The organism is Leifsonia aquatica, from assembly GCF_014190775.1.
Lineage (GTDB): Bacteria > Actinomycetota > Actinomycetes > Actinomycetales > Microbacteriaceae > Leifsonia > Leifsonia aquatica.
Window position 1 is genome coordinate 714,588 of sequence record NZ_JACHVP010000001.1, and the last position, 11,948, is coordinate 726,535.

Consider the following 11,948-nt stretch of genomic DNA (forward strand, 5'->3'; position numbering starts at 1 on the left):
CATAGCCTGGGGCACAGGGGTGAGCCGGGAGGGCGTGCGGGTGAGACGGGTGTTGACGCGGTCGGCGGCGGTCGGCGTGCTGGTCGCGAGTCTCGTGACCGCCGAGGTGACGGGCCCCGCAGTGGCCGAGACGACCTATCCGAGCTGGGACGAGGTCGCCGCGGCCAAGGCGAACGCCTCCTCGGCCCAGGCGCAGGTCGACCGCATCAACGGCCTGCTCGCCGGGCTGCAGAGCAGTGCGAACACCGCAGCCGACGCCGCCATCCAGCGGGCCGCCGAGCTCGATGCCGCCCAAGCCGCCCTGCAGGCGGCCGCTCAGAAGGCGACGGACCTCGCCTCCCAGGCGGCGACCGCGACGTCGGCGGCCGACACGCTGCGCAAGCAGAGCGGCACTCTCGCTGCCCAGCTCAGCAGGGGCGGCGGCTCGGACGTCTCCGTCCGGCTGTTCCTCAGCGACAGCACGGCGACAACCGACTCCCTGCTCTACCAGCTCGGCGCGGTGTCCAAGCTCGCCGAGCGATCCAACGCACTCCTCCAGCGGGCCACGGCGCAGAGGAACCTGGCGTCGTCGCTCAGCACCCAGGCCGCCGCCGCGCAGACCGTCCGGCAGCAGCGTGACGCCGACGCGAAGAAGGCGTACGACACTGCCGCCTCGGCCAAAGCCGCGGCCGACGCCGCTCTCGCCGATCAGCAGACCCGCGCGGACACCCTGTACGCGCAGCTCGCCTCGCTCAAGAACACCCAGGCCTCGGTCGAGCGGCAGTACGCGGAGGGCGAGGCCGCCCGCAAGGCCGCCGAACAGCCGGCCAGCACCGGCGGCGGCGGTGGCTCCGGCGGTGGTGGAAGCAGCGGCGGCGGTTCCACCGGCGGCGGTTCGGGCGGCGGGGCCGACAGCTCGGCACCGCCTCCCGGCGTGGTCGTGAATCCCGCCGCGGCGCAGGCCTACGCGGCCAGCCGGCTGCCCGCCTACGGCTGGGGAGGCGAGCAGATGAGCTGCCTCATCAAGCTCTGGACCAAGGAATCGAGCTGGCGCGCCGACGCCTACAACCGGTCGAGCGGCGCGTACGGCATCCCGCAGGCCCTCCCCGGAAGCAAGATGGCGAGCGCGGGCGGCGACTGGATGACCAACGCCGACACGCAGGTCAACTGGGGTCTCAGCTACATCTCGGGCCGCTACGGCAGCCCGTGTGCGGCCTGGTCGTTCCACCTCGGGCACAACTGGTACTGACGCGGAACAGGTACTGACGCAGAAGGCGGCGACCCCCTCGGGGCCGCCGCCTTTCACTGCGAATCGGAGCTCAGTTCGCGGGGGGAGTGCTGGGAGCGCTCGACGCTCCGCCGCGCGAACGGCGGCGACGGCGGCGCGGTGCGCTGTTGCCGTCGCGGTGCTGGGAGCCGCCCCCGTCGTGGGTGCCGGTCGCGACGTTCTGGTCGCCGCCCTCGGCGGTGGCCGTCGCAGTGCTCGCCGTGGCGCCGGCGTCGGCGGTGGTCGCCTCGGCCGAGCCCTCGCCGCCGCGGGTGCGGCGGCGGCTGCGGTTGCCCCCGGCACGCTCGCCGTCGCGGGCGGCTCCGCCGGAGCGCGAGCCCTCGGAGCGGGAGCCGCCGGAGCGCGAGCCCTCGGTCTTGACGACCGGCGTGCTCTTCAGGCGGCCCTTGGAGCCGGCGGGGATGTTGAGGTCCTCGTAGAGGTGCGGGCTCGACGAGTAGGTCTCGACCGGCTCCGGCTGGCCCATCTCGAGCGCGCGGTTGATGAGCGCCCACTTGTGCAGGTCGTCCCAGTCGACGAAGGTGACCGCGATACCGGTCTTGCCCGCGCGGCCGGTGCGGCCGGCGCGGTGCAGGTAGGTGTCGTGGTCGTCCGGGACCGTGTGGTTGATCACGTGGGTGACGTCGTTGACGTCGATGCCGCGGGCGGCCACGTCGGTGGCGATCAGGATGTCCTTCTTGCCGGCCTTGAACGCGGCCATCGCGCGCTCGCGCTGCTCCTGGTTCAGGTCGCCGTGCACGGCGGCGGCGTTGAAACCGCGGTCGTTCAGCTCTTCGACCAGCTTCGCCGCGGCGCGCTTGGTGCGCGTGAAGACGACGGTCTTGCCGCGGCCCTCGGACTGCAGGATGCGGCCGATGACCTCGTCCTTGTCGAGCGAGTGCGCGCGGTAGACCACGTGCTTGATGTTGGCCTGGGTCAGACCCTCGTCCGGGTCCGTCGCGCGGATGTGCACCGGACGCGTCATGAAGCGGCGCGCGAGGGCGACGATCGGGCCCGGCATCGTCGCCGAGAAGAGCATCGTGTGGCGCGTCGCGGGGACCTGCTGGAAGATCTTCTCGATGTCGGCGAGGAAGCCGAGGTCGAGCATCTTGTCGGCCTCGTCGAGCACGACCTCCTGCACCTGCTTCAGGTCGAGGAGGCGCTGACCGGCGAGGTCGAGCAGACGGCCCGGGGTGCCGACCACGATCTGGGCGCCGGCCTTCAGCTGCTCGACCTGGCCTTCGTAGGCCTTGCCGCCGTAGATGCTGACGACCGAGGTGGAGCGGTTGGAGGTGGCGAGCTCGAGGTCTTCGGCGACCTGCACGCACAGCTCGCGGGTGGGGACGACGACGAGCACCTTCACGCCGGGCGCGGGGTCGATGCCGATGCGCTGGATGATCGGGAGGCCGAAGCCGAAGGTCTTGCCGGTGCCCGTCTTGGCCTGGCCGATGATGTCCTGGCCGCTGAGCGCGAGGGGGATGGTCTGCGCCTGGATGGGGAACGGTTCGACGATGCCCTTCGCGGCGAGGGCGTCCACCATGTCCTGGTCGATGTTGAGTTCGGAGAAAGTCAAAAGGTATGCCTGTCGTTCGTTGCGTAAGGTCTACGCCCTGTTCGTGTCGCAGGCGTAGGAGCCGTCGATCCAACGCCGACGGACACGACAAGCCTACTGGACGACCCCGTTACACTGCTGTACGTGTCAACCTGGTTCACGCGCCGACGCTCCACGGTCGAGCTGCCCCGTCTCGCCCCTCGCGCCGATCGCGCGCCGGCCGTGCGGGTCGACCTCCACGAGGTCATGCCCGATCTGCTGCCGTATCTCGGCCAAGCGGCGTACCTGCAGCTGGAGCAGTTCCAGACCCTGTCGCGCGTCGCGGCCGAATGCGGTTCGCTGCGCGGGAAGGAACTGGTGGCGGCCGCGGCCGGGAACGCCCTGTCGAAGCACCAGGGGATCGTGGCGGAGATCCGTCGCCGCGGCGACGACCCCGGCGAGGTCATGAAGCCGTTCGCCGACGAGATCGAGGGCTTCAGCGCGCTCATCGTGGGCTCGGACTGGCGCGAGACGCTGCTCTCCGCCCTCGTGACGGGCGGACTGCTCGACGACTTCTTCATCCGGCTGGCGGCCGGGCTCCCGGGCGACATCGGCCCGCGCGTCGGGCAGCTCCTGGGCTCGGATTCGGGTCAGGAGGGTGTGCTGGAGGTGCTGCGCGCCGAGATCGAGGCCGACCCGCAGCTGCCCTCGCGACTGGCCATGTGGGGGCGGCGCCTGGTCGGCGACACCCTCCTCGTGGCACGGTCGGCCCTGCACCTCTCGGGCAATCGTGCGACCGACGACGAGCGGATCGAGCCGATCTTCACCGAGCTGATCGCCGCGCACACGCGCCGCATGGACGCGCTGGGCCTGACCGCCTGAGCCTCACCGCCCGTGCGGTGCGCCGCCGGAGCGGGTCAGCGTGCGACGGCGCCCTTCGCCAGCGTGTGCAGCAGCTTCTCGTCGTGATCGGCGCGCACGCGCCCGATCACGAGGTCCACGACCGCGACGATCGCAGCCGTGCCGAGCAGCGTGATCCACCAGATCCAGCCGCCGTTCCACTTCAGCCCGGCCCAGGTGAGCGCGACCCAGAGGGCGCTCGCGGCGATCACGCCGAGGGCGGGGATGAGGACGGCGCCGTGCGTGTGACGGCCGGGGAGCAGGTAGCGGGCGCCGAGTCCGAGCACGGCTCCGCCGAGAGCGACGAAGAGGAGTTCCACGACGGGAATCTAGCCGACGAAGCCGATACGGCGCGACTCCTCGGCGCCGATCTCCACGTAGGCGATGCCCGCGGTCGGCACCACGTAGATGCGGCCCTTGTCGTCGGTGATGCGCAGGACGCCGGTGCCGTTGTTGACGGCGGTCTCCACCTGCTGGGCGATCTCGTCGGGCGACTGCGCCGACTCGAATCCCAGCTCGCGGGGGGCGTTGACGATTCCGATGCGGATCTCCACGACGTGCCTTTCCGGTGTGTCTGGGCCGTCTCGAAACCGACCGCCCGATGTGAGTTCAGACTACGGCACACGGCTCGCGGCGCCGGGTCACGTTCTCTGTCGGCGGACGCCGATACCGTGAAGGACATGACGACCCGAGGTTTCCGCCCGCGCGCCGACCGGCGCAGGGCGAGCGGCGACCCCGTCCTCGACGAGACCCAGTCCACCCTGCTGCGCCTGGCGGACGGCGCGTCCGCGGCCGTTCTAGGGGCTCCCGGCACCGGCAAGACCACGACACTGGTCGAGGCGCTCGCCGATCGCGTGCTCGGCCGCGGCTACGGGACCGACGAGGTCCTCGCGCTCAGCGCCTCCCGTTCTTCCGCCACCGCGCTGCGCGACCGGATCGCGCTGCGGCTCGGCGTGCCGACGAACGGTCCGCTCGCGCGCACCGCCACCTCCCTCGCCTTCCAGCTCGTCGGAGCGCGGTCCCGTCGCCTGGGTGAGGAGCCCCCGCGGCTCCTGACCGGCGGCGAGCAGGACCAGATCATCGCGGAGCTGCTCGCGGGCCACGTCGAAGACGGCACCGGACCCGTCTGGCCGGAGCCGCTGGTCGAGGAGGTCCGCTCGCTCCGCGGATTCCGCACCGAGCTGCGCGAGCTCATGGCGCGATGCGCGGAGCACGGAGTGACGCCGTCGCGGCTCTCGGAGCTCGGGGCGATCACCGGGCACGACGAGTGGAGGGCCGCCGCCCGGTTCCTCGCGGAGTACCAGGCCGTCGTCGACAGCTACCGCGGCGGGTTCGTGGACTCGGCCGAGCTCATCGCGTCCGCGGTCGCCGTGGTCCGCGAGGGCAGCGCGCTCGACCGGCTGCGCGCGGTGTTCGTGGACGACCTGCAGGAGGCGACGGTCGCCACCGTCGCCCTCCTGCGAGCGCTCGCCGAGCGCGGCGTCGCCGTCATCGCCTTCGGCGACCCGGACGTCGCCTCCACCACCTTCCGCGGCGCGGAGACGGGTGCCATCGGGCAGCTCGGGTCCCGCGTCGGCGTTCCGGTCGAACGGTTCGTGCTCGGTGCGGCACACCGGCAGACCCCGGCGCTGCGCGAGCTCACCGTGCGCGTGACGGAGCGCATCGGCACGGCGGCCGCCGGAGTCCAGCGACTGGCCGCGTCCGCGCGCCCGGCTCCCGCCGATTCCGGCGCGAACGACCGGACGCCGTCCGACGACGATGCGCCCCCGGAGGTGCTGCGCATCCTCGCCGCGTCCGCGCCGGCCGAAGCGGCACGGCTCGCCCGCCGGTTACGCGAGCGCCACCTGCTCGACGGGGTCTCGTGGGACGAGATGGCGGTCGTCGTGCGCTCCGGGGCGCACGTGCCCGGTCTGGCGCGTGCGCTGGCGGTCGCGGAGGTTCCGACCAAGACGAGCATCGCGGGGCGCGCCCTCCGCGACGACTACGCCGCCCGGCAGCTCATCACGGTCGCCGGCGTCGAGGTGGGAGCCGTCGATCCGACCCCCGCGGTCGCCACCGAACTGCTCCTCGGCCCCTTCGGCGGGCTCGACGCCGTCAGCCTGCGACGGTTGCGCCTCGCCCTCCGTCAGGAGGAGCTCGCGGGCGACGGCAACCGGTCCGGTGACGACCTCCTGGTGGAGGCGCTCGCCGACCCGGCGCACCTCGCGACCATCGACTCGTCGCCGGCCCGCCGTGCCGGCCGCCTGGCCGAGACGTTGCGCGCGGGTCGCGAGAAGGCCGCCTCCGGCGCGACGATCGAGGAGCTCCTCTGGCACACCTGGGAGCGCAGCGGCCTCGCCGGCCGCTGGCTGGAGCAGTCGGAGCGGAGCGGGATCGTGGCCGACGAGGCCAACCGGCACCTGGACGGCGTCGTCGCCCTGTTCACGGCCGCCCGGCGATTCGTCGAGCGGTACCCCGAGCGTCCGGCCGCCGACTTCGTCGTCGAGCTGCTGGGTGCCGAGGTCCCGGAGGACACCCTCGCCGCGCAGACCGCCGGTCCGGCCGTGCTGGTCTGCACCCCGAGCGCGACGGTGGGTCGCGAGTTCGAGGTCGTGGCCGTCTCCGGCCTGCAGGAGAGCGTCTGGCCGAACCTCCGGCTGCGCGGCTCCCTGCTGCACCCCCAGGAACTCGCCGACGCCCTCGACGGGCGCGAGACCGCCACGGAGGACCAGCGCGCCCAAGTGCTCGGCGACGAGCTCCGCATGTTCGCCCTGGCGGTCTCCCGTGCCCGCGGCCAGGTCATCCTCACCGCCACCGCGAACGACGACGAGCAGCCGTCCCCGTTCCTCCGCCTGCCCGGCGAGCTGTCGGTCGACGACCGCGACGAGGGCATCCACCCGCTGTCGCTGCGCGGAATGGTCGGCCGGCTGCGCCGCCGGCTCGCGACCACCGGCTCGGCCGACGCCGCCGAGGCGCTCGCGCGACTGGCGGATGCCGACGTCGAAGGAGCCGACCCCGCCGATTGGTACGGCCTCATCGAGCCGTCGACGAGCGATCCGCTCGTCGACCTCGGCGACGAGGAAGCCGTCGTGCGGGTGTCGCCGTCGCGACTCGAGACGTTCGAGAAGTCGCCGCTGGCCTGGTTCGTCGACTCGATGGCCTCGTCGCCGAGCGGCCTGGCGGCCGGCATCGGCACGGTGGTGCACGCCGTCATGGAGGAGGCGAGCACGAGTGAGGACCGCGACCTGAGCGTCGAGCGGTTGTGGGGCGGCATCGAGCGGCGCTGGAGCGAGCTCAGCTTCGAGTCCCCGTGGCTGGAGGAGAAGGAGCGGCGGCGCACCCGCACGCTCGCCCACGGCGTCTCCGAGTACCTGCGCGACTTCGAGCGCGCCGGCGGCGCGCTCCTCGGCTCGGAGGGCGAATTCGAGTTGCGGATCGGCCGGGCGCTGGTGCGCGGCACGATCGACCGCGTGGAACGCACGGCCGACGGCACCGTCGTGATCGTCGACCTCAAGACGGGCAATCGCACGCCGACCGCGGCGGAGGCCGCCGAGCACGCGCAGCTCGGGGCCTACCAGCTCGCGCTGGAGCACGGCGCCATCGAGGTCGCGGACGGCCTGCCGTCGGGTGGAGCGAAACTGCTGTTCGTCGCCAAGGGCGTGCGCGGCAAGGGATACCGGGAGGTCGCCCAGGACCGGGTCGATCCCGAGGGTCTGGAGCGTCTCAAGCAGCGGGTCGCCGACGCGGCGACCGGCATGGCGGCGGCGACGTTCGCCGGGGTCGTCGACCTCGGCGACCGCGACCCGCACGCGAAGTACGAGTACCGCATCCACCTGGTGCCGGCGGTGAGCGCATGACCGGCGGCGCGATGACGGAGGGACGGGCGTGAACGACGAGAACGTGCTGGAGTGGGCCGCCGCGGAGGCCGACCTCGACCTGGTCGAGCAGGCCATGACCCTCGACGAGCCGGAGGCCGGGACCGAGCGCGAGCAGCGTGCGGTGCGCCCGGTCAGCGCCGTGGAGATCGCCCGCGCGCTCGGCCTGCCGGAGCCGACCCTCCAGCAGCAGGCCGTGATCGAGGCGCCCGTGCGTCCCGCCATCGTGGTCGCCGGGGCGGGCAGCGGCAAGACCGAGACGATGGCGAATCGCGTGGTCTGGCTGCTCGCCAACGGCCACGCCCGCGTCCCCGAGATCCTCGGCCTCACCTTCACCCGCAAAGCGGCGGGCGAGCTCGCCGCGCGCATCCGCACCCGGATCGAGCAGCTCGTCGCCTCGGGCTTGACCGACATCGCGTTCGATCCGTTCGAGGCGCCCGAGGTGGCGACCTACAACGCGTTCGCGAACGCGATCTTCCGCGAGAACGCCCTGCTGATCGGGCGAGAGCCCGAGTCCGCCGTGCTGAGCGAGGCGTCGGCGTGGCAGCTCGCCCGCCGACTCGTGGTCGGCAGCACCGACGAGCGTCTCGTCGACCTGGAGCGCGGTGTGGACGCCGTCACCAGTGCGGTCCTGTCGCTCAGCCGGGCGCTCAGCGAGAACGTCGCGGACGCCGCCGAGGTCGAGCGGATGGTGGAGGGGTTCTCGCGCATCGTCGAGCTGCCGACGGGCAACGGGCGGGTGAAGGACGTGTACGCCTCCGTCCGTTCTGCGGTCGCCGCCGTCGGCTCCCTGCCGCCCCTGCTCACGCTCGCCGAAGCGTTCGCCGACGAGAAGCGGCGCCGCGGATTCGTGGAGTACTCCGACCAGGTGGCGCTCGCCCTGACGATCGCGGAGCGGCTCCCCGCCGTGGTCGACGACTACCGCCGCCGCTTCCGGGTCGTCCTCCTCGACGAGTACCAGGACACCTCCGTCGTCCAGACACGGCTGCTCTCGACCCTGTTCGCCGGGCAGGCCGTCATGGCCGTCGGCGATCCGCACCAGTCCATCTACGGCTGGCGCGGTGCGAGCGCGGCGAACCTCGGCCGGTTCTCGGCCGACTTCACCGGGCAGCGGCCGGGCGTCGAGCACGGCGGCGCCGACGAATACGCGTTGAGCACGAGCTGGCGCAACCCCACCCGCGTCCTCGACGCGGCCAACACCCTGGTCGCCCCGCTCTCGGCGGCGGCCCCGGTGCACGTCGAGCTGCTGCAGCCTCGGCCCGGCGCGGTGACCGGCGAGCTGACAGCGGAGTTCGGGCAGACCGTGGCGGACGAGGCCGAGTCGGTCGCGGCCTGGCTGGGCGAGCGGATCGCGGACCGCGACGCCGATGGGGTGCCGCCGAGCGCCGCCATGCTGTGCCGCTCGCTCAAGAAGATCGACGTGTTCACCGCGGCCCTCGCGCGCCGCGGCATCCCGTACCACGTGCTCGGCCTCGGCGGTCTGCTGGAGCAGCCGGCGATCGCCGACCTCGTGAGCGCCCTGCGCGTGATGCACGACCCGACGGCCGGGTCCGAGCTCATCCGGCTCCTCACCGGTGCTCGCTGGCGGGTCGGCCCGAAGGACATCGCCGGGCTCCGCCGGGTCGCGTCCTGGCTCTCGACGCGCGACCACCGGTTCCAGGAGCTCGACCCCGAGGTGCGGGACCGGCTACGGCGATCCGTCGCGGGGGAGGAGTCGGCGTCGCTCGTCGACGCCCTCGACTTCGTTGTGGAGGCGCCGGAGGGCCATACGAAGCTCGAGGACATCAGCGCGGTCGGGCTGGAGCGGATGCGCGACGCCGGCCGCCTGCTCGACCGGCTGCGATCGCGTGTCGGCCTGGACCTCCTCGATCTGGTCACCCTCGTGCAGCAGGAGCTCCTGCTCGACGTCGAGGTCGCCGCCAACGAGTCGGCGCAGCTCGGCCAGGCGAGCCTCGACGCCTTCGCCGAGCAGGTCGCCTCGTACCTCGCCGCGGACGACCGGGCGACGCTCGGCTCGTTCCTGGCCTGGCTCGCCGAGGCCGAGCAACGCGACAACCTGGCACCGCGCAGCGAGGACCCGGAGCCCGGCACCGTCCAGATCCTGACCATCCACGGCGCCAAGGGACTCGAGTGGGACGTCGTCGCCGTCCCGCGCCTGGTGGACGGCGAACTGCCCGGGCCGCCGCAGAGCCGCAAAGGCTGGCTCGCGTTCGGTCAACTGCCGAACGAGTTCCGCGGCGATTCCGCGGAGCTGCCCGTGCTCGCCTGGCGGAACGCCGAGGACCAGAAGCAGATCGACGAGTCCATCGACGCGTTCGAGGCGGAGAACCTGCGCCGTCATCTGGAGGAGCAGCGCAGGCTCATCTACGTCGCCGTCACCCGGGCGCGCAAGCGTCTCCTCCTCACCGGCTCTTACTGGTCGACCCAGACCCGGCCGCGTGGCCCCGGCGCCTACCTGCTCGAACTCCAGGCCGCCGGCCTCCTGCCCGAGGACGCCTTCCCGGACTGCGACGAGCCCGACGAGAACCCGCTCTCCCTGACCGCGCAGACCCTCACCTGGCCGCTCGACCCGCTCGGGACGCGCCGCGACCGGGTGCAGGCCGCGGCGGAGGCGGTGCGCGAGCGCCGCGAACGCGGTGCATCGACGGGCGGCGTCTACGCGCGGGACCTCGACCTGCTGCTCGCCGAACGCGCCCGGCGCGCACAGGACGCCGGTCTCGTCGAGCTGCCCACCCGCATCCCGGCCTCGCGCTTCAAGGACTACATCTCCGACCCCGAGACCGTGGCGGCGACGCTGCGTCGACCGATGCCCGAGCGGCCGTACCGGCAGACGCGTCTCGGCACGCTCTTCCACCGGTGGGTGGAGGAGCGGTTCGGCGCACCCGCGGGCGGGGCGGACGAACTCGACGCCGCCGCGACCGAGCTCGACGATCCGGCGGCCGAGCTGCTGGAGGCCGACCGGCTCGCCGAGCTCCAGGCGACGTTCGCCGCGAGCACGTGGGCGGGGAGGCGCCCCGATGAGGTCGAGCTCGAGATCCACGTGACCCTCGCCGGGCAGGTGGTGGTGTGCAAGCTGGACGCCGTCTACCGCAGCGATGACGGGGTGCACGAGTACCAGATCGTCGACTGGAAGACCGGAAAGGCGCCGCGGGACGCCGAGGACCTCGAGCGCAAGCAGCTGCAGCTGGCGCTCTACCGGCTCGCGTTCGCCCGGTACTCGGGCGTCGATCCGGCGCTCATCGACGCCGTCTTCTACTTCGTCGCGGACGACCAGGTGGTCCGGCCGGAACGGCTCTACGAGGAGGAGGAGCTGCGCTCGCTCTGGTCCTCTGCCACCGGCTTCATCCCGCCCGAACGGCCGTAGCCCTCCGCTCGGTCGCCGGGGGTGCGGTCGAGCATCGCCTCGACGTCGCCGATCGCCATGATCGGGCCGGTCGCGTTCGAGAGCGGGTTCACCGCGTTGCTGTGCACCCGATCCACCAGCCCGTCGAGCATGGTCACCGCGTCGTCGACGATGTCCTGGTCGCGCACCTCGCGGCCGTGCAGCAGCCAGCGTGCGACCTCGAGCTCGGCGTAGAGCATGGCGCGCTGCGTGAACTGCCGATCCGTCGCGACCTGACGGGCGGAGGCGTAGGCCGTGAGCGCGCCGTCGGTCGCCTCGGGGTTCATGGCGAGCAGCCAGTGCAGGTCGCGTGCCGGGTCGCCGACGCGGAGCGCAGACCAGCCCAGGACCGCGGTCACCGAGTCGCCGTCCACGAGGAACGAGTCGGCGGTGAGGGCGCCGTTGATCACGGTCGGCTGGAACTGCCAGAGCGAGTGGTCCGCCGTGGCGTCGCGCCAGCGGTCACGGAGCGCGGTCGGCAGTAGGCCGGTGGCGGCGGAGGCCTCGATGAGGGAGGTGGCCGAGCCGAGCGAGTCGGCGGCCGAGAGCACGGGGAGTCCCGCTTCGCCGACGAAGCTGGTCGGGAGGGTGTGGATGGCGGCGATGGCGTGACCGATCGAGCCGGCGAGGCCGTCTCCCGGCGGCACCTCCTCGACCGTGACGTGCTCGCCGGGGAGGAAGTCGTAGACCAGGGCGCGGGTGCCGCCCACGGGTGCCTGCCCGAGGTACTGCGGGACGTCGAAGGGCAGCCGGCTGCGGATTCCCGCGGTCAGCGCGCGCAGGGCCACGAGGTCGGCGCTCTGCTCCGATTCGGCGGACTGGGAGAGCGGGACGCGGACGATGCAGACGCGGCCGTCGCGCTCGTCGAGCAGCGCGGCATCGAACTCGCCTGCGCCGTCCCGGGAGTAGCTGCGGGCGCCGGAGACGACGAGGTCGGGCACGGCCGAAGCGGCCAGCGCGGCTAGAGTGAGGTGGGATCTGGCCATGGTTCCTAGGCTAAATGGACATCCGCGCGTGGGCTCTGATCGCCACGCC

At 72.8% G+C, this 11,948-nt stretch carries 8 protein-coding genes; 4 read left to right on the forward strand and 4 right to left on the reverse strand.

The window, feature by feature from the left end:
- Positions 1-40: 40 nt before the first annotated feature.
- Positions 41-1,228 carry an aggregation-promoting factor C-terminal-like domain-containing protein gene (locus tag FHX33_RS03405; RefSeq protein WP_183428165.1) on the forward strand — a complete coding sequence of 396 codons (1,188 nt, stop codon included), beginning with the start codon at positions 41-43 and terminating at the stop codon, positions 1,226-1,228.
- A 70-nt stretch (positions 1,229-1,298) separates the two neighbouring features.
- On the opposite strand, the gene FHX33_RS03410 is transcribed toward FHX33_RS03405, so the two are convergent.
- The gene (locus FHX33_RS03410) at positions 1,299-2,819 is read right to left on the reverse strand and encodes a DEAD/DEAH box helicase (RefSeq protein WP_183428166.1); all 1,521 of its coding nucleotides are present in this window, start codon (positions 2,817-2,819) and stop codon (positions 1,299-1,301) included.
- 123 nt (positions 2,820-2,942) lie between these two features.
- On the opposite strand from FHX33_RS03410, the gene FHX33_RS03415 reads away from it, so the two are divergent.
- Positions 2,943-3,659, forward strand: coding sequence for a ferritin-like fold-containing protein (locus FHX33_RS03415; protein WP_039923158.1), 717 nt, complete (start codon positions 2,943-2,945; stop codon positions 3,657-3,659).
- A 35-nt stretch (positions 3,660-3,694) separates the two neighbouring features.
- Here the strand turns inward: FHX33_RS03415 and FHX33_RS03420 are convergent, their stop codons facing one another.
- Positions 3,695-3,997 carry a hypothetical protein gene (locus FHX33_RS03420; RefSeq protein WP_021764264.1) on the reverse strand — a complete coding sequence of 101 codons (303 nt, stop codon included), beginning with the start codon at positions 3,995-3,997 and terminating at the stop codon, positions 3,695-3,697.
- A gap of 9 nt (positions 3,998-4,006) precedes the next feature.
- Positions 4,007-4,231, reverse strand: coding sequence for a DUF3107 domain-containing protein (locus FHX33_RS03425; protein WP_021764265.1), 225 nt, complete (start codon positions 4,229-4,231; stop codon positions 4,007-4,009).
- A 126-nt stretch (positions 4,232-4,357) separates the two neighbouring features.
- On the opposite strand from FHX33_RS03425, the gene FHX33_RS03430 reads away from it, so the two are divergent.
- Both FHX33_RS03430 and FHX33_RS03435 read left to right on the forward strand, forming a co-directional pair.
- Positions 4,358-7,513, forward strand: coding sequence for an ATP-dependent helicase (locus FHX33_RS03430; RefSeq protein WP_183428167.1), 3,156 nt, complete (start codon positions 4,358-4,360; stop codon positions 7,511-7,513).
- 94 nt (positions 7,514-7,607) lie between these two features.
- Positions 7,608-10,895, forward strand: a complete 3,288-nt coding sequence (locus tag FHX33_RS03435; protein WP_246397033.1) for an ATP-dependent helicase — start codon at positions 7,608-7,610, stop codon at positions 10,893-10,895.
- Here the strand turns inward: FHX33_RS03435 and FHX33_RS03440 are convergent.
- The gene (locus FHX33_RS03440) at positions 10,826-11,899 is read right to left on the reverse strand and encodes a phosphotransferase (RefSeq protein ID WP_021758231.1); all 1,074 of its coding nucleotides are present in this window, start codon (positions 11,897-11,899) and stop codon (positions 10,826-10,828) included. The two genes, FHX33_RS03435 and FHX33_RS03440, sit on opposite strands and share 70 nt — an antisense overlap.
- Positions 11,900-11,948 lie beyond the last annotated feature (49 nt).